The 26,086-nt window shown below is 52.5% G+C and carries 18 protein-coding genes and 2 pseudogenes; 8 read left to right on the plus strand and 12 right to left on the minus strand.

What is annotated here, in order from left to right; genetic code table 11:
• Positions 1–385 precede the first annotated feature (385 nt).
• Positions 386–703 carry a protein YegR gene (gene yegR / locus BHE85_RS08425; protein ID WP_024258023.1) on the plus strand — a complete coding sequence of 106 codons (318 nt, stop codon included), beginning with the start codon at positions 386–388 and terminating at the stop codon, positions 701–703.
• Positions 704–1,032: 329 nt separating this feature from the next.
• Here the strand turns inward: yegR and trhP are convergent, their stop codons facing one another.
• From trhP to mdtA, 10 genes and pseudogenes are all read right to left on the minus strand, one after another.
• Positions 1,033–2,394 (minus strand): prephenate-dependent tRNA uridine(34) hydroxylase TrhP, encoded by a 1,362-nt coding sequence (gene trhP / locus BHE85_RS08430; RefSeq protein ID WP_000476046.1) that lies wholly within the window; start codon positions 2,392–2,394, stop codon positions 1,033–1,035.
• A gap of 141 nt (positions 2,395–2,535) precedes the next feature.
• Entirely contained in the window at positions 2,536–2,694 is a 159-nt protein-coding gene (locus tag BHE85_RS27340) for a type II toxin-antitoxin system ParD family antitoxin (RefSeq protein WP_223675288.1), read from the minus strand.
• Positions 2,695–2,714: 20 nt separating this feature from the next.
• Positions 2,715–4,115 carry a HEAT repeat domain-containing protein gene (locus tag BHE85_RS08440; RefSeq protein ID WP_000911982.1) on the minus strand — a complete coding sequence of 467 codons (1,401 nt, stop codon included), beginning with the start codon at positions 4,113–4,115 and terminating at the stop codon, positions 2,715–2,717.
• A gap of 122 nt (positions 4,116–4,237) precedes the next feature.
• Positions 4,238–4,570, minus strand: a complete 333-nt coding sequence (locus tag BHE85_RS08445; RefSeq protein ID WP_000929408.1) for a YegP family protein — start codon at positions 4,568–4,570, stop codon at positions 4,238–4,240.
• Between the two features lie 190 nt (positions 4,571–4,760).
• On the minus strand, positions 4,761–5,483 hold the full coding sequence (gene baeR / locus BHE85_RS08450; protein WP_000137877.1) for an envelope stress response regulator BaeR: 723 nt from the start codon (positions 5,481–5,483) through the stop codon (positions 4,761–4,763).
• Complete coding sequence (gene baeS, locus BHE85_RS08455) at positions 5,480–6,883, minus strand: envelope stress sensor histidine kinase BaeS (protein WP_000675146.1); 1,404 nt, start codon at positions 6,881–6,883, stop codon at positions 5,480–5,482. Before baeS ends, baeR begins: the two co-directional genes overlap by 4 nt.
• A pseudogene (mdtD, locus tag BHE85_RS08460) lies at positions 6,880–8,295 on the minus strand (multidrug transporter subunit MdtD). The gene baeS and the pseudogene mdtD overlap by 4 nt, the downstream one beginning before the upstream one ends.
• Positions 8,296–11,373, minus strand: coding sequence for a multidrug efflux RND transporter permease subunit MdtC (gene mdtC, locus BHE85_RS08465; protein WP_128832478.1), 3,078 nt, complete (start codon positions 11,371–11,373; stop codon positions 8,296–8,298).
• Positions 11,374–14,496 carry a multidrug efflux RND transporter permease subunit MdtB gene (gene mdtB / locus BHE85_RS08470; RefSeq protein WP_001197852.1) on the minus strand — a complete coding sequence of 1,041 codons (3,123 nt, stop codon included), beginning with the start codon at positions 14,494–14,496 and terminating at the stop codon, positions 11,374–11,376.
• Positions 14,496–15,743, minus strand: a complete 1,248-nt coding sequence (mdtA, locus tag BHE85_RS08475; protein ID WP_000678982.1) for a multidrug efflux RND transporter subunit MdtA — start codon at positions 15,741–15,743, stop codon at positions 14,496–14,498. The genes mdtB and mdtA overlap by 1 nt, the downstream gene beginning before the upstream one ends.
• Positions 15,744–16,021: 278 nt before the next feature.
• Here mdtA and BHE85_RS08480 point away from each other — a divergent pair, with 278 nt between their 5' ends.
• The 6 genes from BHE85_RS08480 to yegI all read left to right on the plus strand — a co-directional run bounded on the left by BHE85_RS08480 (position 16,022) and on the right by yegI (position 20,295).
• Complete coding sequence (locus tag BHE85_RS08480; protein ID WP_100249772.1) at positions 16,022–16,078, plus strand: type I toxin-antitoxin system Ibs family toxin; 57 nt, start codon at positions 16,022–16,024, stop codon at positions 16,076–16,078.
• Positions 16,079–16,349: 271 nt separating this feature from the next.
• On the plus strand, positions 16,350–16,406 hold the full coding sequence (locus BHE85_RS08485; protein WP_001386899.1) for a type I toxin-antitoxin system Ibs family toxin: 57 nt from the start codon (positions 16,350–16,352) through the stop codon (positions 16,404–16,406).
• Positions 16,407–16,678: 272 nt separating this feature from the next.
• Positions 16,679–16,738: a type I toxin-antitoxin system toxin IbsA gene (gene ibsA / locus BHE85_RS08490; protein WP_010723109.1), complete on the plus strand. Its 60-nt coding sequence runs from the start codon at positions 16,679–16,681 to the stop codon at positions 16,736–16,738.
• A gap of 220 nt (positions 16,739–16,958) precedes the next feature.
• Complete coding sequence (locus BHE85_RS08495; protein ID WP_000003176.1) at positions 16,959–17,618, plus strand: vWA domain-containing protein; 660 nt, start codon at positions 16,959–16,961, stop codon at positions 17,616–17,618.
• Positions 17,615–18,376, plus strand: coding sequence for a protein-serine/threonine phosphatase PphC (gene pphC / locus BHE85_RS08500; RefSeq protein ID WP_000119081.1), 762 nt, complete (start codon positions 17,615–17,617; stop codon positions 18,374–18,376). The genes BHE85_RS08495 and pphC overlap by 4 nt, the downstream gene beginning before the upstream one ends.
• The gene (yegI, locus tag BHE85_RS08505; RefSeq protein ID WP_004982315.1) at positions 18,373–20,295 is read left to right on the plus strand and encodes a protein kinase YegI; all 1,923 of its coding nucleotides are present in this window, start codon (positions 18,373–18,375) and stop codon (positions 20,293–20,295) included. Before pphC ends, yegI begins: the two co-directional genes overlap by 4 nt.
• Positions 20,296–20,306: 11 nt before the next feature.
• On the opposite strand, the gene yegD is transcribed toward yegI, so the two are convergent.
• Positions 20,307–21,659, minus strand: coding sequence for a molecular chaperone (yegD, locus tag BHE85_RS08510; RefSeq protein ID WP_000469696.1), 1,353 nt, complete (start codon positions 21,657–21,659; stop codon positions 20,307–20,309).
• Between the two features lie 133 nt (positions 21,660–21,792).
• On the opposite strand from yegD, the gene alkA reads away from it, so the two are divergent.
• Positions 21,793–22,650, plus strand: a complete 858-nt coding sequence (alkA, locus tag BHE85_RS08515; RefSeq protein ID WP_000288370.1) for a DNA-3-methyladenine glycosylase 2 — start codon at positions 21,793–21,795, stop codon at positions 22,648–22,650.
• 38 nt (positions 22,651–22,688) lie between these two features.
• Here the strand turns inward: alkA and BHE85_RS08520 are convergent.
• A pseudogene (locus BHE85_RS08520) lies at positions 22,689–25,986 on the minus strand (diguanylate cyclase).
• Positions 25,987–26,086 lie beyond the last annotated feature (100 nt).

The following is a 26,086-nucleotide window of genomic DNA, read 5'->3' on the forward strand; positions in this document are numbered from 1 at the left end:
TAGATAGTGTAGAGCAGAAAAGAAAAGGTGGAGTCAGAACAGGATGAAAGTCGGAGGATAAAAAGTCAGTTCAAGTATGGAGGATTCAGTGGTTACCACCAGGAGCTTGCAATGGGAACAGCGAATATTAACGGTAGCCACCGATAAATTTCAAAAAAGAGCATATGCCTAATATTCAACCAAACAGTGGCATCTTAAATATACTATTCCAAATATATTAAAGCCCCATGGAGTTACCTGGAAAGGGCCTTCATGTCTGTAAGTCCTACTTATGTAGGAAATGTTGTACAGAACATTTATTATAATCCTATTCAAATATAATGATCAGCTATTATTATATTTAAACACTAGAGAGTGTCGTTGGTATTTAATGGGGAAAGGTGAGATGAAAAAGATAGCTGCTATATCATTAATTAGTATTTTTATTATGTCTGGTTGTGCTGTGCATAATGATGAGACAAGTATCGGTAAATTTGGTCTTGCATATAAAAGTAATATTCAGCGTAAACTCGATAACCAATACTACACCGAAGCCGAAGCTTCTTTAGCCAGGAGTAGAATATCTGGTGCAGAAAATATAGTAAAAAATGATGCAACTCATTTCTGTGTTACTCAGGGCAAAAAAATGCAAATAGTTGAGCTGAAGACAGAAGGTGTAGGATTACATGGTGTCGCTCGTCTGACATTCAAATGTGGAGAGTGAGAATATTTTTTGGTAAGCATCAAACATGCGCGTTCTGGTTGTGCTTAGCCGGAACCTGTGCGAGCACGATGCCGTTACGTGAAAGGCATCGTGCTATGAAGGGAGATTCTATCGATGTGGTCAATGGAAGACGGTGACCAGGGATAGGGCTTATGCATAAAAAATAAGCCCGTGTAAGGGAGATTACACAGGCTAAGGAGGTGGTTCCTGGTACAGCTAGCATTTTATGGGTTATGTTTTTCAGCGAAACGGATGATAACCTTAATAAATGCAGCTGTATGTGATCGGTTTCTAAGAATTTTCCATCCGGGAAAAATAATCGAAATTAATCACTTACCGTGTGGGTTACGCGTGGTTTCCCCGGAGAAATTACGCATCAGCAGCGCGTAATTTAGTTCAAGATCCTGCGGGACCGGGAGCCACACAGTATAACCATCGCCTGGTGCGACCGGCATCGCTACACCTTTGGCGTTTTCCATGTGCTCAAGGGTAAAGTTAATGTTGCCTTGCGGCGTCATCAGCTCAAGGCTGTCGCCAACGGAGAATTTATTTTTCACCGCTACCGCTGCGAGGTCCCCCTTGCGCTCACCGGTAAACTCACCAACAAACTGCTGGCGGTCAGAAACTGAATAACCGTATTCGTAGTTCTGATAATCGTCGTGAGTATGACGACGCAGGAAACCTTCGGTATAGCCACGATGCGCCAGACCTTCCAGAGTTTCCAGCAGGCTGGTATCGAACGGTTTGCCCGCAGCGGCATCATCGATAGCTTTACGATAAACCTGTGCGGTGCGTGCGCAATAGTAGAAAGATTTAGTACGGCCTTCGATTTTCAGCGAATGCACGCCCATTTTGGTCAGGCGTTCTACATGGGCGATGGCGCGCAGATCTTTCGAGTTCATGATGTAAGTGCCGTGCTCATCTTCAAACGCGGTCATATACTCGCCCGGACGCTGGGCTTCTTCGATCATAAACACTTTGTCGGTTGGCGCGCCGATACCTAGCGTCGGCTCAACATTTTGCACCGGGATCGGCTCGTACTTGTGTACGATGTTGCCAACGTCATCTTCTTTCCCTTCCTGGACGTTGTACTCCCAGCGGCAGGCGTTGGTGCAGGTACCCTGGTTCGGATCGCGCTTGTTGATATAGCCAGAGAGCAGGCAGCGACCGGAGTAGGCCATGCACAGCGCACCGTGAACGAAGATCTCGATCTCCATATCCGGCACCTGATTGCGGATCTCTTCAATCTCTTCCAGCGACAGTTCGCGAGAGAGGATCACGCGGGTCAGGCCCATTTGCTGCCAGAATTTCACCGTCGCCCAGTTTACGGCGTTAGCCTGCACCGAGAGGTGGATCGGCATTTCAGGGAAGTACTCACGCACCAGCATAATCAGCCCTGGATCGGACATAATCAGCGCATCCGGCCCCATTTCCACCACCGGTTTCAGGTCACGGATAAAGGTTTTCAGCTTGGCGTTGTGCGGTGCAATGTTGACCACGACATAAAACTTTTTCCCCAGCGCGTGGGCTTCATTGATGCCGAGCTGAAGATTTTCGTGGTTGAATTCGTTGTTGCGCACACGCAGGGAGTAACGCGGCTGGCCCGCATAAACAGCATCTGCGCCATAAGCGAAAGCGTAACGCATATTTTTCAGCGTTCCCGCCGGGGAAAGGAGTTCCGGTTTAAACATAATTCTCTCGTTCTGATGACAGGTCAGATCCGCTTCACCTGATGAAGCGGTTAGGGGAGTGCCCCCACTTTAAGGGCGGGCATTGTAGCGCAATCGGCGGGGTTGGCTCCAGTGCAAATGTGAGGGAAAAGACTGGGGGATTTATTTGTTACCGGCCTTCACTTTATGTAAAAACAGATCCTTTTCCCACGGTTGGGCTTCGCCACTGCGTAGTCCCTCGGCAAGTTTTTCTCGTAGCAAGCGTAAAGCTTCACGTATTGTTTCGTTTTGGTTCCGCTCGTCAGCAGGTACATTTGTCATCGTAAGTCTATAATTCGAAGTTATTTAAAAGGAATGTAACCCCATAATCTGTTGTGAAGTTCCGGATTGCGGGTAAAAAGCGCCTGAAGTTGCTGACGCTGAAGAGCATTCGGTTGAATGCCCGAAAGATTGAAATTGCGTTGCCATATCGCGAGCTGTTTACCTGCAAATTCTTCAGTTAGCTTGTGTTGCGATTGAAGAAGAAGAATTAAACCGTCCCATTTGTTCAAGTTATGATACAGCCGACAATATGCGCAAGCATGTTTAACTGACGGCGCGTTTTCCTGCAACTGACGTATTTCCTCGAACGTGAGCGGAACGCGACACCATACACAGATGTTAACCATAAATCGCAACCCGGCGGCGTCCGGGTTAGCCAGCGTGGTCAGAATAGTCTCTTTGACGCCACAACGAGGATTAGCTTTTGCAAGAATGTGCATAGCGGCTAAACGCAGTGGGAATACATTCTGTGATAATCCCCATTCTGCCAGTTTTAAAATATTGGGATCATGAATGGAATCCAGCCCGTATAAAGCGGCCCGTCGCTGTGAGGGAGTATATTCCGCAGAAGTGACAACATGACGCCAGAATTGCGGAACATCCATGACTTCGTGAAGCATATTTTTAGCGCGTAGGCGGATCAACATATTGTTATCCAGCAGTAATGTGCTGTGCAACGCCGGAGGCATTTCTATTGCTCGGTCAGTGAGGCTAAATAACGTTGCTTGTCGAATACGCGGCCAGCGGTCTTTTAACAGACGAGTTAATACCGCTTCGCTTAATGGTAATTGTTGACGCAGCCAGTGGGTGGTCGCCAGCATTCGCAAACCCTCATCGGGTTTATCGAGTATTGAAAGCAGTGAAGATTCATCATTAAAGTAACCGTATTCAATCAGCGTTTGTAATACCGCGCGGGAGAGCTTTTTATCAGGGCAAGTAAGCCAATACGTTAATTGTGGGCGGTTATTTTCTGTCAATAAATATCTAAGTATCTCGTCTACAAATGCACGGTGATCGTAACGCTGGCATTGGAGAAGGTTACGTATCATGGGTAGATTAACGGCAAATGCCGCTGCATTCTTATCCTTCATTAAATGACGTAATGCTATGGTTGCAGCAAGGCGAACCTCTTTTACCCAGTCATTAGCTGCAAGTAATAATTCTTCTATAGCCGCAACATCCTCTTTGTGCCCCAGATACTGCACGGCCTTTTCTCGTATATATCCATTGTGATGATGGGTAAGCTGGCAAAGAACCAGAGTATCGTTGAGATCACAATCATGTGCTAAATAATTGCCTGGTTCGGCTATCAATGCCTGGAGTTGTTGCTGGATGAGAAGTAATTCACAGTCAACAGAATTATTCATTTCGACGTTAAACAAAACCCTGCGTGAAAATAATGTACGCAATCCTTTGAGCATAATTTTCCTTATCAGTTATGAGGAGAAAACTCATTTCATGGTTAATAATTTCTTGAGGGATAGTAACTCTGTGATGAGAGAAAATAAAGCCGGACGCCAACAACCCACGCCCGGCATCGTAATTACGTATTGTCTTTCACCGTCTGGCTTGTGCCATTGGCTTTAACGGAGGCAATTCCGGTTTCACGAGATTGCGCGGTGGCGTACATCTGGCTGGAGCCGATAATTTGATGATTGGCGGCTTTCAGATTGAAATAGAATTTGCCGTTACTTGCCGTTTTTTTCTCATAGCGTTCTTCTTGCGGGCTGTTGCTACGCACTGACGCGATGCCCTTTTCCGCAGAGGCTTTTGATGTATACAGCTCGCTGGTGAGGATAGTCTCACCATTGCCCGCTTTTAGCACAAACCGGAACTGATTATCACTGCTCTTACTGAGTTCAAACCAACCAGCCATAATGACTCCTTGATTGAAATTGCGTATCGAAAACAGCATCTAAAGGTGCTGTTTACCGATTAAAGTATGAGCGATTTTCTGATGCCTGCCAGGGCGGAGAGATAATGTCAGTTTGCTGACCATGCGTGGGATAATGTTGCCGGATCTGGTCTGAACGCCATCTCCGGCTAACAAAGTCATGTCGCTAAAACTAAACGATGCGGCAGGCGTCGGCTTCCCAGCGGTAACCAACGCCGTAAACGGCGCGGATAAATGACTGTTCGGCGTCGAGAGATTCCAGCTTGCGGCGCAGGTTTTTAATGTGGCTGTCAATGGTGCGGTCGGTTACTACGCGGTAGTCGTCATAAAGATGATTGAGCAATTGCTCGCGGGAGAACACTTTTCCTGGTTCATGAGAGAGCGTTTTCAACAGACGAAATTCCGCAGGTGTCAGGTCAAGCATTTTACCGCGCCATGAAGCCTGAAAACGACCTTCGTCGATAATCAACGGGCTTTCGGCATCCTGTTGCTGCAATTCGCGCTGCGGTTTGCAACGGCGCAAAATGGTTTTGACGCGCGCTACCACTTCCCGTGGGCTGTACGGCTTGCAGATGTAGTCATCTGCGCCAATCTCCAGTCCGAGCAGGCGGTCGATCTCTTCGATTTTTGCCGTCACCATCACGATAGGAATGTCAGAAAAACGACGAATTTCCCGGCACAGCGTCAAGCCATCGGTGCCAGGGAGCATCAGATCCAACAGGATCAGATCCGGTGGTGTCTGGCGCACATACGGCAGTACCTGATCGCCGTGGCTGATAAGCGTCGGCGCATAGCTCGCAGCACGCAGATAATCAATGAGCAACTGCCCCAGCTTCGGTTCATCTTCCACGATCAAAATACGTGGTGTGTTTTCGTCGATTGGTAATTCGGTCATACTTCTCTCTGTAAATCCCGTTCCAGCGGTAACTCTACTGTAATGCTTACCCCGCCAAAAGGCGAATGGGCAGCAATAATGCGGCCATTATGTGCTTCAACAATGTTCAGGCAAATCGCCAGCCCCAGCCCGGAACCACCGCTGGCGCGGTTGCGGGAACCTTCGGTGCGATAAAAACGTTCAAATAATTTTTGTAGCTGCTCGTCACTGACACCTGGCGCACTGTCGGCAAAGGTCAGGCGCACCGTTTTGTCGTGCTGCTCGGCAGAGATTTTCAGGCTGCCGCCGCTGTCAGTATAGCGCAGGCTGTTTTCAAGTAAATTATTGAATAACTGCATTAAACGGTCGCGATCGCCAAATACGGTAATACTGTCTGGCAGGGAAAATTGCAGTTTCAGGCCACGACTGGCGAATCGTTCGCGAAATGCGCCGCCCGCCACTTCCAGCAGTGGGATCAAATCTACCGGTGCTTTTTGATAGGCGAGAGCGCCTTCATCAGACATCGACAACTGATGGAGATCGTCAACCAGTTTGGTCAGTGTACCGACCTCCGCCTGTAAAGACGCCACCGTCTCCGGCGTGAATTTACGCACGCCATCCTGAATGGCTTCCAGTTCACCGCGCAGCACCGCTAATGGCGTACGCAGTTCGTGAGAAATATCGGCCATAAAATCGCGCCGCATTTGCTGGTTTTTCTCCAGTGTGCTGGCAAGCTGGTTGAAGTCTTGCGCCAGTTTGCCCAGTTCATCTTCACTGGTGGGCGTTACGCGGGTAGTGAAATCGCCCGCCGCCAGTTTGTGCGTGCCATCGACAAGTCGTTTTACCGGTGCCAGTAAACCGCGCGCCAGCAGAAAAGTGGCAAGTGCCGCGAGTAACGTTGCCAGGGCGACAATCAACCAGCTGGTTTGCCGCTGTTGTTTATCGAAATTGATATCAGTATTGCGCGTTAACCGCTCAACGGGGGAGGCGATCACCGCGCCAACTTCCGCACCGTTGACCAGAATGGGTCGCCGTGTACCGTCAGGTGGAATCGGCGCTCGCGGACCAACCAGCACTTTGTTGTTTTGATCAACCACCCAGAACTGGGTACGCCAGCCGTGCGGTGGCATACCCGGGCCGGGTTTATCTTCCGAATTATCGTGTTCAAATGAACGCAGGATCTGAAAGACAAAGCGATCATTGTTGCGCAGGAAGCGCCAGTTGCCATGCTGCGCATACTGCTCGCCAAGCGCATCACTTAACAGTTGTAATCGCTGTTCATTACCATGCTTGATGTAATCAATAAAGCCACGCTCAAAACTGATACGCACCGCCCAGTGCATACTGATCAGCAAGACAATGCAGGTGGCGAAAATCGCCAGAAACAGTTTGCCGGTAATACCGGGTCGCCAGAACTTCATTGCGCGCTCCTTTTTCGCCGCGAAATAGCTACATTTTGATGCGTATCGTTCGGCACTCTGGCAAAGATGAACGCCGGAAGGGCGATGATCAACGCCATGCTAAGCCAGGTGTACATAAAGACGGTTTGTGTGGTGCCGCTGTCGACGCTGACATGCTGTGAACCAAAAAGTCCCAGCAACAGCCCGGCGATAGTGACGCCGATACTCATCGACAATTGCATAATCATCGACAGCAGGCTGTTGCCGCTGCTCGCCAGATTGTCCGGGAGATCTTTCAGCGTCAGGGTGTTCATGGAGGAGAAACGCGTCGAGTTGACCATCCCTTGTAAAAACAGGACGAACGGCAAAACGTAGTACCAGCCCAGCAGGGCGGTAGTCATAAACAACAGGGTGACCAGCGACAGACCCAGCGTGGTCGCTACCAGTACCCGACGATAACCAAAGCGATTCACCACCTGTACCACAATTCGCTTCATTCCCATGCTGCCAAGCACCATCGGGATCATCATCAGTCCGGCATGAAACGGCGAGAAACCGAGGCCAATTTGCAGGAAAACCGGTGTCATAAAGGGCAACATGCCACTGCCAATACGTCCGGCAAAGCTCCCCGCCAGGCCCAGCGAAAAGGTACGAGTACGGAACAGTTTCAGACTGAACAGGGCACGGTTGTTATTTCTGGCGTGCAGCAGATAAAGCACCAGTGCCACCACGCCAACTGCGACCAGGCCAGCAATCGCCAGCGGCGATAAACCTGTACCTTTACTGCCGTCCAGCGCCAGGGGTTAATACCGCCATGCCAACCGCCAGCAATAAAAATCCGGAGAGATCAAAGCGCCACGTCTGCATGGTGTAGTTCGGCATTAACAGCAATGTGGCGATCGCACCGATAATCCCCACCGGAATGTTGATCAAAAAGATCCAGTGCCACGACGCGTACTCCACCAGCAGACCGCCGAGCGCCGGACCGAGCAGCGGACCGACCTGACCGGGTAACGTGACAAAGGTCATCGCAGCCATATATTGCTCGCGCGGTACGATTTTCATCACCGTCAATCTGCCGACCGGCACCATCATCGCGCGCCAACGCCCTGTAACGCGCGTGCCAGCAACAGTTCGTTCAGCGTGCCGGAAAGCGCGCAAAACAGTGAACCGAGAGTAAACAGCACGATGGCGGTAAAGAAAATATTGCGCACGCCGACTTTGTCCGCCAGCCAGCCGCTGGCGGGCAGCATCACCGCCACGGTCAGCACATAAGAGACAATGACCATGTGCATATGCAACGGACTTTCCCCGAGGCTTTGCGCCATTGAGGGAAGGGCGGTGTTTACGATGGTGGTGTCCAGCGACTGCATAAAGAAGCCGAAAGCCACAATCCACAATTGCCAACGGGTGCTGTCGGGAAGATCTGTCATTTACTCGGTTACCGTTTGTTTAGGTTTACGCGAAAAACGCAGCCGCAGACGGTCGAAAAAGAGATACACCACCGGCGTGGTATACAGCGTAAGGAGCTGGCTCATTACCAGTCCGCCGACAATGGTGATCCCCAGGGGTTGCCGCAGCTCCGAGCCGTCGCCGCCCGACAATACCAGCGGCAGCGCACCAAACAGCGCCGCCAGGGTGGTCATCATAATCGGGCGAAAACGCAGCAGACAGGCCTGGAAAATAGCTTCCTGCGGCGTCAGGTTACCGTGCCGTTGGGCTTCAAGCGCAAAATCGACCATCATAATGGCGTTTTTCTTCACGATGCCGATTAATAGCATGATCCCTATCAGGGCGATTAGGCTGAACGGGGCATTGAACAGCTCCAGCGCCAACAGCGCTCCAACGCCCGCCGAGGGCAGGGTGGAGAGAATCGTCAGCGGATGTACGTAACTCTCGTAAAGGATACCCAGCACGATATACACCGTGGCGATGGCGGCGATAATCAGGATCACCTGCGAGTTCATCGTCTCCTGGAACACCTGCGCCGTGCCGGCAAAACTGCCGCGCACCGTCGAAGGCACCCCAAGCTGGGTCATTGCGCGATCGATCGCCGCACTGGCGTCCGAGAGCGATTTTCCGGTCGGCAGGTTAAACGAAATGGTCGAGGCCGCCGATAATCCCTGATGATTCACCGATAGTGGGGCATTCGCCGGTTGCCATTTAGCGAAATACGACAGCGGGATCGCTTTGCCTTCGTTATTGATAACGAACATTTTTTCCAGCGCACTGATGTCCTGGGTATAGCGCGGATCCACTTCCATCACCACTTTATACTGGTTCATCGGCTGGTAAATGGTCGAGATTTGCCGCTGACCGAAGGCGTTATTTAACAGACTGTTGGCGGCTTGTACGTCGATTCCCAGCCGTGCCATGGTGTCGCGGTCGTAAACCAGATTCATCTCCGCGCCGTTATCCTGCTGATCGGAGTTCACGTCCGCCAGTTCCGGCAACGTCGCCAGTTTTTTGCGGATTTTCGGCTCCCATTCTCGCAGTGCCGCCAGGTCGTCGGATAACAACGTGTACTGGTAGCTGGCGTTCGACTGACGCCCACCAACGCGAATATCCTGTACCGCCATCAGGAACAGATTCGCCCCCGGTTCTTTCGCCAGTTTTACGCGCAGACGGTCGATAATTTGCTGCGCCGTTTCGCTGCGTTCGTCGCGTGGCTTGAGGGTGATAAACATCATCCCGCTGTTCACTCGCGAACCGCCTGTAAAGCCGGTGACATTATCCACTGCCGGATCGTCACGGATAATTTTCATGAAATCCTGCAACTTACCGCGCATCGCCTGAAACGAAATACTCTGATCCGCCTGAATCCCGCCCATCAACACGCCAGTGTCCTGCTCCGGGAAGAAGGTTTTCGGGATCGAGATATACAGCCAGATATTCAGCGCAATGGTGCCAAGCAGCACCACGCCCACCAGACGGGTATGATTGAGCACCCATTTCAGTGACTTGCCGTAGCCTTGTTGCAGGGCTACCAACATGCGACCAAAACCACGCAGTCGCTTTTGCTCGCGCGGCTTGCTGGCTTTCAGCATCCAGCCACACATCATTGGCGTTAATGTCAGAGAAACCAGCAACGATATACCAATGGCGACAGAAAGCGTCACGGCAAATTCGCGTAACAGTCGGCCCGGCAATCCGCCCATCAACAGCAGCGGCAGGAACACCGCCACCAGTGACAGACTCATCGACAGCACCGTAAAACCGACTTCGCGAGTACCTTGCAGTGCGGCTTGCAACGGTTTCATTCCCGCTTCCAGATGACGGGCAATGTTTTCCAGCACCACGATGGCGTCATCCACCACGAAACCAGTAGCGATGGTGAGCGCCATTAACGAAAGATTATTGAGACTGAAACCGCACAGGTACATCGCCGCAAACGTACCAATCAGCGGAACCGGCACCGCAACGGCGGGAATAATAGTTGCGCGACCCGAGCGCAGGAATAAAAACACCACCAGAATCACCAGCGCCACCGAGATAATCAGCGTTTGCTCGACTTCTTCCAGCGAGGCGCGAATGGTGGGGGAGCGATCCTGAGCAATTTGCAGATCAATCGCCGCCGGAATGGTTTCCTGCAACTCCGGTAATTTTGCCCGGATGCTGTCAACCGTCTGGATAATATTGGCTTCCGGCAGCTTGCGGATCATCAGCAAAATAGCCGGTTTGGCATTGGTCATCCCGGCGTTACGTACATCCTGTACAGAGTCGGTCACTGTCGCCACATCGCCCAGACGAACCGCGCCGCCGTTGTTGTAATGAATAATCAGCGGCTGATATTCGGCGGCGGTTTTTAGCTCATCATTGGTCTGGATCTGCCAGCGGTGAGTGCCATCTTCCAGCGCCCCCTGCGGTTTACGCACGTTGGCATTGCTGATGGCAGTGCGTACGTCGTCCAGCGAGACGCCCTGATTAAACAGCGCCTGCGGATTCAGCCCGACGCGTACGGCGGGCAGTGAGCTGCCGCCGACATCGACATCACCAACACCGTCGATTTGCGAAATCGTCGGAGCCAGCTGCGTCGAGGCGAAATCGTACAGTTTACCCTGCGAATAAGTATCGGATGTCAGCGTGAGGATCATAATTGGCGCATCCGACGGGTTAGCTTTGCGATAGGTCGGACGGCTGGGCATCCCGCTGGGCAGCAAACTTTGTGCAGCGTTGATCGCCGCCTGCACATCGCGCGCCGCGCCGTTGATATCCCGGTCAAAATCAAACTGCAAAATAATACGCGTGCTGCCGAGCGAACTGCTGGAGGTCATTTCACTGACTCCGGCAATGCGCCCAAGTGAGCGCTCCAGCGGCGTGGCAACGGAAGACGCCATTGTTTCTGGTGACGCACCGGGCAGCGAGGCGCTGACCATAATCACCGGAAAATCGACCTGCGGCAGCGGGGCGACCGGCAGCATACGGAAGCCCAGTATGCCGCACAGGGTAATGGCAACCGACAGTAAAATCGTCGCCACCGGACGGTAAATGAAGAGGGCAAAAAACTTCACTTACGCTTCCTCTTCATGGCGAGCAAAGCGACTTTTGGTCCACAATGCCAGGCGGTCGAACAGCAGATAAATCACCGGCGTGGTGAACAGCGTCAGCACCTGGCTGACAATCAGACCGCCGACCATGCCGATACCTAACGGACGACGCAGTTCCGCGCCGACCCCGGTACTCAACATCAGCGGCAGCGCGCCAAGCAGAGCCGCCAGGGTGGTCATCAGGATCGGACGAAAACGCAACAGACAAGCCTGGTAGATTGCATCGCGCGGCGACATGCCTTGCTCGCGCTCAGCAGCCAGCGCGAAGTCGATCATCATGATGGCGTTCTTCTTCACAATACCGATCAGCAAAATAATGCCGATAATCGCAATCACATCCAGTTCGCTACCGGCAATCATTAATGCCAGCAGCGCGCCGACCCCTGCGGTGGGTAGCGTCGAGAGAATGGTGATCGGGTGAATAAAGCTCTCGTACAGAATGCCGAGCACGATATACATCGCCACCACCGCCGCGACAATCAGCCAGACAGTGCTGCCCAGCGCCGACTGGAAGGCGAGGGTGCTGCCCTGGAATTGCGTGGTGATATCCACCGGCAGATTCAGCGTCTTTTCGGTGTCCATAATCGCCTGCACCGCATCGCCCAGCGAATAGTTATCCGGCACGTTAAAGGAGATGGTCGTTACCGGGAACTGATCCAGATGGTTGATGGAAAGCGGCGCAAAACGCTGTTCAACTTTGGCAATTGAGCTTAACGGCACCACGCCGCCGTCGCTACTGGTCAGGCGAATGGTATCCAGCGCCGCGAGGCCCGGGGTAATTTCGGTGTTGTGCTCCAGCACTACGCGATACTGGTTAGCCTGAGTATAAATAGTGGAAATCAGTCGCTGACCAAACGCACTGTACAGGGCATTATCGACATCCGCCATGCTGATCCCCAGACGGCTGGCGCTGTCGCGATCAACATTGACATACGCCACCAGCCCTTTGTCCTGCCAGTCGCTGGAGACATCAGAAAGCTGTGGCAGTTGCTGGAGTTTTTCCATCAACTGTGGCACCCAGGTACTGAGCGCATCCAGTGAGGTGGCCTGCAAGGTAAACTGGTACTGGGTGCGGCTGACCTGAGTATCAATAGTCAGATCCTGCGTTGGTTGCAGGAAGAGATCGACGCCCGGCACTTTATCTACCGCCGTTTGCAGACGGGCGATGACTTTTTGCACCCGATCATCACGTTCATCCAACGGTTTGAGGTTGATTTGTAAACGTGCACTATTCAGCGACGGGTTAGTGCCATCAACGCCAACAAATGAGGTCAGGCTTTGCACTGCCGGATCCTGCAAAATCACGTCCGCGACCTGGCGTTGTCGCTGGGCCATATTGGCAAAGGAGCTGGATTGCGGTGCCTGCAAAGTGCCCTGAATAATGCCATTGTCCTGTACCGGGAAGAAACCTTTCGGAATGAACACCCACAGCAGCACGCTAAGCAGCAGCGTGCTGAGTGCCACGCTTAAGGTCAGCCACGGATGATTCAGCACTTTCGCCAGTCCACGACCATAGGCGGCGATTATCCTGTCGAACATTTTTTCCGAGGCACGGGAGAAGCGGTTCTGTTTACGCAACGACTCCTGGCTGAGCATCCGCGCGCACATCATCGGTGTCAGGGTCAGCGACACCACCGCTGAGATCAAAATCGCTACCGCCAGGGTAATAGCAAATTCGCGGAACAGTCGCCCGACGATATCGCCCATAAACAGCAGTGGGATCAACACCGCAATCAGTGAGAAGATCAGCGAGATAATGGTAAAGCCGATTTCACCTGCGCCCTTGAGCGCCGCCGCCAACGGTTTTTCGCCTTTTTCGATATAGCGGGAAATGTTTTCGATCACCACGATGGCGTCATCGACCACGAATCCGGTGGCGATAGTTAACGCCATCAGTGTCAGGTTATTGATTGAAAAATCGAGAAACACCATAACCGCGAAAGTGCCGATTAACGACAGCGGTACAGCAACACCGGGAATGATGGTCGCCGGAATATTGCGCAAAAACAGGTAGATAATCATGACTACCAGCGCGATAGCCATCATCAATTCAAACTGAGTATCATCGACGGATGCGCGGATATTGGTGGTGCGATCGGAAAGCACTGTCACCTTCACCGATTTCGGCAGACTCTCAGTGAGCTGTGGCAGCATCTGCCGAATGCTGTCGGCGGTGGAGATAATGTTAGCACCGGGCTGGCGCTGAACATTCATCACAATGGCCTGTTCTTTGTTCGCCCACGCGCCGAGCCAGCTGTTTTCTGCACCTTGCTCTACAGTTGCGACATCGCCCAGACGAATTGGCGCGCCGTTCTGGTAGGCGATGATTAGCTGGCGATACTCTTCGGCGGATTGCATCTGGTCGTTCGCGGAAAGCGTGACCGCACGGGAAGGGCCGTCGAGGCTACCTTTTGCCGAGTTAACGTTAGCGCCGGTAATGGCGGTGCGCACGGTTTCGCTGGTCAGGCCGAGGGCGGCAATCGCCTGAGCGTTAAGTTTGACGCGAACAGCCGGACGCTGACCGCCGGAAAGCGTCACCAGGCCGACGCCGGAAATCTGCGAGATTTTCTGCGCGACGCGGGTTTCCACCATATCTTCCACTTGCGTCATCGGCATGGCGGTTGAGGTGACGGCGAGCGTCATGATCGGCGGATCTGCCGGGTTCACTTTGCTGTAAACCGGCGGGTTAGGCAGATCGCTCGGCAACAAGTTGGTCGCAGCGTTAATCGCGGCCTGCACTTCCTGCTCGGCGACATCGAGCGGTAATGTTAGCTGGAACTGCAAAGTGATAACTGACGCACCGCCGGAACTTTGCGACGACATCTGTTTCAGGCCAGACATCTGCCCGAACTGGCGTTCGAGCGGCGCGGTAACGGCAGAGGTCATGACATCCGGGCTGGCACCTGGGTAGAGCGTGACCACCTGAATGGTCGGATAGTCCACTTCCGGCAGCGCCGAAACGGGCAGGGCGCGATAACCGATAATCCCGGCGAGTAAGATCGCCACCATCAGCAGCGTGGTGGCGACAGGACGCATAATAAACAGGCGCGACGGGCCGCCTGTGCTGCTCGGGGGTAACACCTGCATCAGGAGCGTGCTCCTTTTTTCGCGTATTCGCGGCTGGTGGCTTTCTCTTCCGGAGTGGTGGCGCTCTGGGCTTCCACCACTTCCACTTTCGCCCCTTCGGTCAGGCGATCAATGCCGTCTGTCACCACGCGATCGCCCGCAGAAATACCTGCACGGATCACCACTTTCTGACTGTCCTGAATGCCCGGCGTCACCAGATGTTTGCTGACCTTGTTTTCGCTATTCAGCACCCAGACAAAATGGCCTTCATTGCCCATTTGCAGGGCGGCTGTTGGGATCACTACGGCGTTTTGTTCGGTGTCGACTAACATGCGCGCGTTAACAAACTGATTGGGAAACAGCACATCATTCTGATTATTAAAGCGTGCTTTCACTTTAATCATACCGGTTGTGGCATCGATTTGGTTATCGAGGCTTAACAGCGTGCCTTCACTTAATTTCTTCGAATTGGTGCGATCCCAGGCTTCTACCACCAGCGGTTTTCCGGCTTTTTGCGCCTGCACTACAGTAGCGATATCGCTTTCCGGCAGGGTAAAGACTAAATCGATAGGATGCGTCTGGGTGATCACCACAATTCCGGTGGTATCACCACTGGAGATTTGGTTACCAACATCAACCTGCTTGAGACCAACGCGACCATCGACTGGTGCGGTGATGCGGCTCCAGTCGAGTTGCAACTGCGCGCTGGCGACGCTTGCTTCATCAGCCTTAATGGTGCCTTCGGTTTCACTGACCAGCGCCTGTTGGGCATCCAGCTCCTGACGGGAGACGAGATTGGTTTTTGCCAGTTGCTGATAACGCGCCAGATCACGGCGGGCGTTAGCAAGCGTGGCTTTATCTTTTGCCAGTTGGCCCTGGGTTTGTGCTAATGCAACTTTGAACTGGCTGGGGTCAATTTCTGCCAGTAAATCGCCTGCTTTGACCTGCTGGCCTTCCTGGAAATGTAACGCCATCAGTTGACCGTCCACGCGGCTGCGCACCGTAACAGTATTAGCGGCGATAATGGTGCCAAGCCCGGTGAGGTAACGCGGAACTGCCTGTTCTACGGCGGTCGCCGCCTGAACCGGGGCTAATGGGCCGGAACGCATACCACGGCGACCACCCGCTGGCGATTGCTGCGCTTGTTTCGTCGCCCCTGGGGCTGCACTCCGGGAGTCATTGCGGCCTTGCCAGAACCAGAATGCGGCGATGGCGGCGATAACCACCACGATTACGATTACCCAACGGGATTTATAACTGCCTTTCATCGTTAAGAGTTTCTCTTCCTGAAACGTTTCGCGGAATGATACTAGTGTAGCCAGCCAATAAGGGAGAAAAATGGAGGAATTATGAAACACTGTCGGGAATTGTCTGAATGACGGGCACATTTGCGAGCACGCATCCAGTAATAACACAGGAAACTATTTTATCTACGCGTTAGGGATAGACTGCTTGCATGGCGAAAGGAGGTAAGCCGCCGATTTCAGCGGGACGCTGAAACGGGAAAGCCCCTCCCGAGGAAGGGGCCATAAATAAGGAAAGGGTCATGATGAAGCTACTCATCATCGTGGTGCTCTTAGTCATTAGCTGGCCAGCTTACTAAGACTACCAGGGCGGGGGAAACCCCGCTCTACCCTCACTCCTGAAAGTATGCCTTCACGATAAGATTGTCAATCTGCAGGCTTTGCAGTCTGCGATCCTGCCAGCAAATATTCTTTGCGAGACGTTACGCAATAATCACACTGGAAACTATTTTATCCGCAAGTCAGCGATAGACTGCATACAGGGCGAAAGGAGGTAAGCCGACGATTTCAGCGGGACGCTGAAACGGGAAAGCCCCTCCCGAGGAAGGGGCCTTAAATAAGGAAAGGGTCATGATGAAGCTACTCATCATCGTGGTGCTCTTAGTCATAAGCTTCCCCGCTTACTAAGACTACCAGGGCGGGGGAAACCCCGCTCTACCCTCACTCCTGAAAGTATGCCTTCACGATAAGATTGTCAATCCGTAGGCTTTGTAGTCTGCGATCCTGCCAGCAAATATTCTTTGCGAGTCGTTACGCAATAATCACAGAGGAAACTATTTTATTCACGCGTTAGCGATAGACTGCATTCAGGGCGAAAGGAGGTAAGCCGATGATTTCAGCGGGACGCTGAAACGGGAAAGCCTCTCCCGGAGAAGAGGGCTTTTAATAAGGAAAGGGTTATGATGAAGCACGTCATCATACTGGTGATACTCTTAGTGATTAGCTTCCAGGCTTACTAAGAACACCAGGGGGAGGGGGAAACCTCTCCCTAACCCTCACTCCTGAAATTATGTCACTCCGCCCTTAGTGTCAATCGACGGCTCTCCGTTCTTGCGAGGCGAATAGCAAAATTTTCTGCGCCGACGGGCCTAATTCTGAAAGTTTCTTCGTTTGCTCTTATTTCATTATTGCAATCGGTATGATACCGGACCTCGATAATTCTCTAAGAAAGGATTTCTTATGAGCGAACAAATCACGTTTGCCACCAGCGATTTTGCCAGTAACCCGGAACCACGTTGCCCCTGCATTTTGCTGCTGGATGTTTCTGGCTCGATGAGCGGCAGACCTATTAATGAACTTAACGCCGGATTGGTTACCTTTCGTGATGAACTGCTTGCTGATCCGCTGGCTTTAAAAAGAGTGGAACTCGGCATTGTGACGTTCGGCCCGGTGCATGTGGAACAACCCTTTACCAGCGCCGCTAACTTTTTCCCGCCCATCCTGTTTGCCCAGGGGGATACGCCTATGGGGGCCGCCATTACCAAAGCCCTAGATATGGTTGAAGAGAGGAAACGTGAGTACCGCGCAAATGGTATTTCGTATTATCGCCCGTGGATTTTCCTGATCACCGATGGCGCTCCAACCGATGAGTGGCAGGCTGCCGCCAACAAAGTGTTTCAGGGGGAAGAAGATAAGAAGTTTGCCTTCTTTTCCATCGGTGTTCAGGGGGCGGATATGAAGACTCTGGCACAAATCAGCGTTCGTCAGCCTTTGCCACTGCAGGGATTACAATTCCGTGAACTGTTTAGCTGGTTATCCAGTTCGCTGCGTTCGGTTTCCCGCTCCACGCCGGGAACGGAAGTTGTGCTGGAAGCGCCAAAAGGCTGGACGTCAGTGTGAGCTGGCGTCTGGTTTATGCATCCGCTGTTGGAACATCGCACATTAGTGCTGATTTGCCTTGTCAGGATGCCTGCCAGATGCAGGTTGTCTGGTTAAACGACCAGCAACCATTACTGGTGATGTTCCTTGCTGATGGCGCAGGTAGCGTTTCGCAGGGAGGAGAAGGCGCGACGCTCGCCGTCAATGAAGCGATGGCGTTTATGGTGCAAAAAGTACAGGACGGTGAATTGGGGCTTAATGATGTCCTCGCCACAAATATGGTACTGACTATTCGTCAACGACTTTTTGCCGAGGCAGAAGCCAAAGCATTAGCAGTTCGCGATTTTGCCTGCACGTTTCTGGGATTGATTTCATCGCCTGACGGCACCTTGATTATGCAGATTGGCGATGGCGGCGTGGTGGTAGATTTGGGTCACGGTCTGCAATTGCCTCTCACGCCGATGGTGGGTGAATATGCCAACATGACGCACTTCATTACCGACGAAGATGCCGTTTCCAGACTGGAAACTTTCACCAGCACTGGGCGTGCGCATAAAGTTGCAGCATTTACGGATGGTATTCAGCGGCTGGCGTTAAATATGCTGGATAATTCTCCTCATGTGCCTTTCTTTACCCCGTTTTTCAATGGACTGGCGTCAGTAACGCAGGAACAACTCGATTTATTACCTGAATTGTTAAAGCAGTTTTTGTCCAGCCCGGCGGTAAACGAGCGTACGGATGATGATAAAACGTTGGCACTGGCGCTGTGGTTACCATGAAACCCACTTTATATACTGCTACTGGTGAGTGCGTTACGCCAGGCCGTGAACTGGGCAAAGGCGGTGAAGGCGCGGTTTATGATATCGAGGAGTTTGTCGATAGCGTCGCCAAGATTTATCACACGCCGCCACCCGCCTCAAAACAGGACAAACTTGCCTTTATGGCTGCGACAGCTGACGCGCAGTTGTTGAATTATGTCGCCTGGCCGCAGGCAACGCTTCACGGTGGACGAGGCGGAAAAGTTATCGGTTTTATGATGCCAAAAGTTTCTGGTAAAGAACCGATTCATATGATCTATAGCCCGGCACATCGTCGCCAGAGTTACCCTCATTGTGCGTGGGATTTTCTACTCTATGTTGCGCGCAATATTGCTTCATCTTTTGCTACGGTTCACGAGCACGGGCACGTCGTGGGTGACGTAAACCAGAACAGTTTTATGGTAGGTCGCGACAGCAAAGTGGTACTGATTGATAGCGACTCCTTTCAGATTAACGTCAATGGCACACTGCATTTATGCGAAGTCGGCGTGTCGCATTTTACGCCGCCAGAGCTACAAACCTTGTCGTCATTTGTCGGCTTTGAACGCACAGAAAATCACGATAATTTTGGCCTTGCGTTGCTGATTTTTCACGTCTTGTTTGGTGGCCGGCATCCTTATTCTGGTGTGCCGCTTATCTCTGATGCGGGTAATGCGCTGGAGACGGATATTACCCATTTCCGTTATGCCTACGCGTCAGATAATCAGCGACGTGGTTTAAAACCGCCGCCACGATCGATTCCGCTATCGATGTTACCGAGTGATGTTGAAGCCATGTTTCAGCAGGCATTCACGGAAAGTGGCGTGGCAACCGGGCGTCCGACGGCTAAAGCGTGGGTAGCGGCACTTGATTCTCTGCGCCAACAGTTAAAGAAATGTCCCGTTTCGGCAATGCATGTTTATCCCGCTCATTTGACCGACTGCCCGTGGTGTACGCTGGATAATCAAGGCGTTATCTATTTTGTTGATCTCGGTGAAGAGGTCATTACCACCAGCGGTGATTTTGTGCTGGCGAAAGTCTGGGCGATGGTGATGGCGTCAGTAGCACCGCCAGCATTGCAATTGCCATTACCCGATCATTTCCAACCGACTGGCAGGCCGCTTCCTTTAGGCCTGTTACGGCGCGAATACATCATTCTGATTGAGATCGCACTGTCAGCGTTATCGCTGTTGCTTTGCGGCCTTCAGGCAGAACCGCGTTATATTATTTTGGTTCCTGTGCTGTCGGCTATCTGGATTATTGGCAGTCTGACAAGCAAAGCGTACAAAGCAGAAATCCAGCAACGCCGTGAGGCATTTAATCGCGCGAAAATGGACTATGAGCATTTAGTCAGCCAGATCCAACAGTTGGGCGGGCTGGAAGGTTTTATCGCCAAACGGGCGATGCTCGAAAAAATGAAGGACGAAATTCTCGGGTTACCGGAAGAGGAGAAACGCGCTCTGGCAGCACTTTATGACACCGCAAGGGAACGGCAGAAGCAGAAGTTTCTGGAGGGATTTTTTGCCTCTATTCCCGGCGTTGGCCCTGCGCGTAAAGCGGCGTTACGGTCTTTTGGTATTGAAACAGCAGCGGATGTTACCCGTCGTGGCGTTAAGCAAGTTAAAGGGTTTGGCGACCATCTGACCCAGGCGGTTATCGACTGGAAAGCGAGCTGTGACCGCCGTTTTGTGTTCAGGCCGAACGAAGCGGTAACGCCAGCAGACAGACAGGCGGTAATGGCCGCCAAACGACATCGGCTGGAATCGGCGTTGACTGTCGGCGCGACAGAGTTGCAGCGATTCCGCCTTTATGCTCCAGCACGGACCATGCCGTTGATGGAACCGTTACGTCAGGCGGCAGAAAAACTGGCTCAGGCGCAGGCAGATTTAAGCCGCTGCTGAGCCATTTTCTTTTAACGAAATACCACTTCCGCCCAGCGTGCCAGCCCGGCGGTGACGGAGCCAAAGTCATCGCCGCCTGCAATCGGAATGCCCGGCAACTGTTCTGCCAGAGCCTTTTTAATCAGCGGCGAACGGGCGCTACCGCCGGTCAGGTATATAACGTCCGGTTTTTCCTGGGCGTTATCCAGCGCCAGTTGCACCTGTTCCAGAATCCGCGCCAGTGGCTGGCTGAGGGCGCTTTCCAGCCCTTGCTGGCTAATCAGCGTAGCCAGTTCATCGCTGATAAACGGCAGTGAGGCGCGGGTTTCCGCAGCGTTTGAAAGGGCGATTTTGCTCTCTTCTGCGCTGCGTACCAGGCGATAGCTTAAACGCTGACGCCAGACTTTCTGTAACAGGGCCACTTTTTCCGGTTCGCGGGCATCGCGTACCAGATCGTTAAGCAGACGACCGTTGGCACTACTGTAGAAATCACTCTGCGCAGGTACGTCGTTGATGGCAACCGCATTCCACCACGGCAGGATCGGCAGGGCGATGCCTTTTTCGGTTTCGCCACCCATACCCAGCAGTGGCATCAGGTTTTTAAACGCCAGGGCGATATCCAGATCGTTACCGCCAATACGACAACCACTGTGACCCAGCAGGCTGGCTTCACGATCGAGACGCGAACGCCACTGCGGTCCCATCAGCAGCAATGAACAGTCAGTCGTACCACCACCGATATCCACCACCAGCACCCGTTTTTCTTCCTGCAAGGTGGCTTCGTAATCCAGCCCAGCCGCGACCGGCTCATACTGGAATACCACGTCCCTGAATCCGGCACGCTTCGCCGCGCGTTCCAGAATCCCTTGCGCCTGGGCGTTTGCTTCATCGCCGCCCAGCCCCTGGAAGTTGATCGGGCGACCAATCACCGCCTGAGTAATCGCTTCTGGCAGCTGCGCCTGCGCCTGCTGGCGAATGTGCAACATCATTGCGCAGACCAGATCCTCAAACAGCGCTACCTGCTGCGGTTTTAAGCCGCTGGCACCGAGGAACGATTTTGGTGATTTCACAAACCACACTTCTTCTGGATCATCAATGTACTGTGCCAGTGAGGAAAGACCGAACTGCACGCTTTTCGCTGTAACATCGATATCTTCTTCGCGGTTATAACGAATCGCCCGTCGTAACAACGCCTGCGTTTCATCGTCGTCTGCCGGAACGTCATGATGGCGGTACAGCCATTCGCTTACCGCTTCACGCGTTGGCGCGCAAAGCATTGAAGGCAGCAGCGTGCTGTCGTTTTCCATTTTTAGCAAGTGCGGTTTACCGTCACGCATGACCGCCACTGAACAGTTTGCTGTACCGTAATCAAAACCAATAAACACGAAATAATCCCCATGCCGGTGAAGAAGGGGCGTGACTTTAGCGAAATGTTGCCGTCGCGACAACCGGAATATGAAAGCAAAGCGTAGCGTCTGAATAACGTTTATGCTGAAAGCGGATGAATAAGGAGATGCGATGTATACCCTGAACTGGCAGCCGCCGTATGACTGGTCGTGGATGTTGGGATTTCTCGCCGCCCGTGCAGTGAGTGGTGTGGAAACGGTCGCTGACGATTATTATGCCCGTAGTCTGGCGGTGGGCGAATATCGCGGCGTGGTGACTGCTATTCCGGATATAGCCCGCCATACTCTGCACATAAATTTAAGTGCAGGTTTAGAACCCGTTGCCGCTGAGTGTCTGGCGAAAATGAGCCGCCTGTTTGATCTGCAATGTAACCCGCAGATTGTTAACGGTGCGTTGGGCAAGTTAGGCGCGGCGCGGCCCGGATTGCGTTTACCCGGCTGTATTGATGCTTTTGAGCAGGGTGTGCGGGCGATTTTAGGCCAACTGGTGAGCGTGGCGATGGCGGCAAAATTGACTGCCAAAGTTGTACAGCTTTATGGCGAACGGCTGGATGATTTTCCGGAGTATATCTGCTTCCCCACGCCTCAGCGGCTGGCAGCAGCCGACCCGCAGGCATTAAAAGCGTTAGGCATGCCGTTGAAACGGGCAGAGGCACTGATTCATCTGGCAAATGCGGCGCTGGAGGGCAGCTTACCAATGACAATTCCGGGCGATGTGGAGCAGGCGATGAAAACGCTGCAAACTTTTCCGGGTATCGGGCGCTGGACGGCGAATTATTTCGCTTTGCGTGGCTGGCAGGCGAAAGATGTTTTTCTGCCGGATGATTATCTGATTAAACAGCGATTTCCGGGGATGACACCGGCACAAATCCGCCGTTATGCCGAGCGCTGGAAGCCCTGGCGTTCTTATGCGCTGTTGCATATCTGGTATACGGAAGGCTGGCAACCAGACGGAACGGACGAATTGTAGGCCTGATACGTCGCATCAGGCAATGGGCAAACGCTCTCTCAGTTAATCGCGAAATAACTGCTATTCACCAGCAAATCCAGCGGTTGGGCATCGGCAATCACATCACCATAAATCAGATCGACGCCGATGCCAGAAAGCGTATCCATCACTAAGGGTAAAACGACTGGCCCGGCGATGGTTTTCATCCCGAGTCGCTGAGCGTGCCCCTGAATAATCGTAATCAGCATCTCATCCATCAAATTACCCTGCACGTTGGCGCATAACTCACCATCAAGTAGCAGGTAATCTGCCATATTCGCTTTCAGCGAGTTGAAGATTTGCAGATCGCGGCCCACCTGGCTGAGCACTATCCGACATCCCACCAGCCGCAGTTTTTGCACGCTTTCTGCGTGATCTAAAATCGCTTCAGCCGGAATAATCAGATGTAATAACCGTGGTGGTAGAGGGCTATTTCCCAGCTGCTCAAGCAGATCATTCACCAGCGTGGCGCTACTCAAACCGGCAACGGAAAGGGGGAGGGCGATGCTTATGCCTTTACTGGCAACCGCTTTTGCGGCCTGCTGGAAAAATTCGTGGAATACCCGTCGGTCAAGAGCATGGCTAAGTGCCGGATCGCTGAAGCTACGACGAAATTTTTGTTCATCAATAATCTCGCCTTCGCAACTCCAGAGCTTAAGTGAAATCAGCCACAAATTACGCGCTTCCGGGATCCGCGGCGAAGCGACACCGTGGGCGATCATCATCAACTGATTCTCTTTAATCATCCGCCACTGTTCATCAAGCGACATCGCCGCCCGTTCGCTATGTGCGGCAGCTTGCTGTGGTTCGTAAACCGTCACCCGGCCCCGTCCACCATTTTTGGAGGCATAACAGGCGATATCAGCCTGCGACATCACTTCTGCCGCCTGATGATTGTTGTCATCAATCAAGGTAATCCCGGCACTGGCACCTACCCGATGCACACGGCCTTCCCATATAAAGTGATAATCATTCACGGCACTGATAATGCGTGTAGCGATAAAACGCGCACTTTCGATATTACAGTCTGGCAACAGTAGACCAAATTCATCACCACCGAGTCGCGCCAGCACGTCGCTGGAGCGCAGCATACTCAGCATCAACGACGCCAGTTCGCGCAGTAAAGCGTCACCCGCCGCATGCCCGGCGCTGTCATTCACCGCTTTAAAGCGATCAAGATCGATAAACACCAGGGCATGTCGCTGATGTGTACTGTTTACCGTTTGCAGCAGGATACGCAGTTGCTTCTCAAAACTGGCGCGATTGGCGAGATGCGTCAGTGCATCATGGGAGGCGCTGTAGCTCAGCTGGCGCAGCATTTTGCGTGATTCGGTGACGTCCTGAATCACCAGTACCGAGCCTATATTGCTGCCGTCCAGAGTACTTAACGGCGTAATACTGTAATGCACGTCGTAACTGCCGCCGTTCCGGCAGTGCAACACCACATCTTGTTCAATCGCGGAACGTGAGGTGTCGGCACTGTAAATGTTCTCCATTAATGGTCCGTTGTCGCCAAAAGTAATATGCAACACCGTCAGGAGCGGAACACCTAATGCTTCTTCCTGCGTCCAGCCGCTCATCTTCTCCGCCACTGGATTCATAAAGGTAATTTTCATCGCCATATCAATACAGACCACGGCTTCACCGATGGAATCCAGCGTAATGTGCAGGCGCTCTTTTTCCTGAAACAATGCCTCGTTAAGCTGTTTAACCTCGGTCATATCCATATTAATGCCGAGCAGGCGTTCGACTTCGCCTTCTTTATTCAGTACCCGGTTGGCGAGGGCGCGGATATGGCGAATACCGTCTTTTACGGTAATGCGAAATTCCAGCTTAAAGGGCGAGCGTGATTGCAACGAATCACGAATCACTTTTTCGGCATGCTGGCGATCTTCCGGCAGCACGCACTCGTACCACACCTGCCAGTTCGGTTTGATATGCGGAGGAATTTCATACAGCTCGAAAAATATTCGGCTTCAGCTCCCACTCCCAGATGCCAATCCCGCCCGCTTCGTTAGCCAGCGTGATGCGCTCCATCAGTTGCTGATTCACCTGTTCGGTGCGTTTTAGCTCGTTAATGTCTTCAATCTGAGCGATAAAATAGAGCGGCGTGCCATCCGTGTGGCGCACCAGTGAGACGGCAAGCAACGCCCAGACAACATCGCCATTACGGTTGTAGTAGCGTTTTTCCATTGAATAGGTGTTTATTTCACCGCTTATCAGCTTTTCAACCTGTTGGAGATCTTTATTGAGATCCTCCGGCCAGGTCAGTTGCTGAAAGGTGAGTCCGCGCAGCTCTTCCTGACTGTACCCGAGAAACTGGCAGAGCGCTTTGTTGGTTTGCAGCCATTGTCCCTCGGTGCCCACTAACGCCATACCGATAGCGGAATATTCCATCGCGTTCCGAAAGCGGGTTTCGCTTTCGGAAATGTGTTTGCGTTCCGCACGAAAGGCATACATCACCATGGTCATGATGTTGGCGGGCAGCAGGATCAGCAAAAACAGTAGCCACGGCATATGGCTCATCAGGTACGTACGCGGCGTAGCAAGCAGGGAGGGATCCGCGGCCATCATCAGCGACACCATCATCACCGTGGTAAGGAAGATCAAAAAGGCTTCCATTCGTGGCAGGCGCACGGCGCTCCACATCAACAGCACAATAATGAAAGTAAAAGGCCACGGCAGGTACAACATAGAAAGCCAGCTTAACGTCAGCGTGATGGCTAATGTGAGCAGTGACTCAAAAAGTAACCGTGGGTTGCGATGGCGCAGCAGATAGTGTGGCTTAAATAACAATCCCAGCGGCACCAGTACCAGAGCGCCGATGGATTCTGACAGTACCCATATCAAAAATGCCCTGAGAGGATCGTCTCCGGGCGTCAGCAGGACAACCAGAACACCCCCTAACAGAGGCGGAACAATGGCGCTGCCGAATGCCAGACGCAGCCAGTCAGCCAGATTTTGCAAGGGGTTATACCACGGCAGCAATTTACGTAGCAGCACTGCCCCGACCACGGCTTCAACAATATTGATGGTCGTCCAGGTCATGTTCAGCGAGCTGGTGGAAAAAAGCAGGATGGATGCGGCGATATTTCCCAGCGAGCAGCTCAGCGCAATTCCCGGCCACATGCGCCCGGCATGGCGATAAAACGCCACCATCATGATGGACGTCGGGAACCACAGTGGGGCGAGTTGGGTGCCAAACTGCGAAAGCTCAAGCGAGAAAAGGGTAAAGATAAACGAGACTAAACCTAAACTGACCAGGTGAAGCAGTGGGTGGGGCAGGGCAATTAATACATGCTGTGATTGTTTGCTCATTACCGCTTTATCCGCAAGACCAGGTCGCCAGTATTCGTTTCTGTGTTTATGCTAGTACAAAAGTTTTACATTTTATATGTGAATTGCTCATAAAGTGACG

The organism is Shigella sp. FC1567 (assembly GCF_001743015.1).
Lineage (GTDB): Bacteria > Pseudomonadota > Gammaproteobacteria > Enterobacterales > Enterobacteriaceae > Escherichia > Escherichia coli.

Bases quoted from the DNA above. Each gene is read 5' to 3' on its own strand.
- baeS (WP_000675146.1), bottom strand. From the start codon at position 6,883: ATGAAGTTCTGGCGACCCGGTATTACCGGCAAACTGTTTCTGGCGATT.
- mdtA (WP_000678982.1), bottom strand. From the start codon at position 15,743: ATGAAAGGCAGTTATAAATCCCGTTGGGTAATCGTAATCGTGGTGGTT.
- yegI (WP_004982315.1), top strand. From the start codon at position 18,373: ATGAAACCCACTTTATATACTGCTACTGGTGAGTGCGTTACGCCAGGC.
- BHE85_RS08440 (WP_000911982.1), bottom strand. From the start codon at position 4,115: ATGCTCAAAGGATTGCGTACATTATTTTCACGCAGGGTTTTGTTTAAC.
- alkA (WP_000288370.1), top strand. From the start codon at position 21,793: ATGTATACCCTGAACTGGCAGCCGCCGTATGACTGGTCGTGGATGTTG.
- mdtB (WP_001197852.1), bottom strand. From the start codon at position 14,496: ATGCAGGTGTTACCCCCGAGCAGCACAGGCGGCCCGTCGCGCCTGTTT.
- baeR (WP_000137877.1), bottom strand. From the start codon at position 5,483: ATGACCGAATTACCAATCGACGAAAACACACCACGTATTTTGATCGTG.
- BHE85_RS08495 (WP_000003176.1), top strand. From the start codon at position 16,959: ATGAGCGAACAAATCACGTTTGCCACCAGCGATTTTGCCAGTAACCCG.
- yegR (WP_024258023.1), top strand. From the start codon at position 386: ATGAAAAAGATAGCTGCTATATCATTAATTAGTATTTTTATTATGTCT.
- BHE85_RS08445 (WP_000929408.1), bottom strand. From the start codon at position 4,570: ATGGCTGGTTGGTTTGAACTCAGTAAGAGCAGTGATAATCAGTTCCGG.
- BHE85_RS27340 (WP_223675288.1), bottom strand. From the start codon at position 2,694: ATGACAAATGTACCTGCTGACGAGCGGAACCAAAACGAAACAATACGT.
- trhP (WP_000476046.1), bottom strand. From the start codon at position 2,394: ATGTTTAAACCGGAACTCCTTTCCCCGGCGGGAACGCTGAAAAATATG.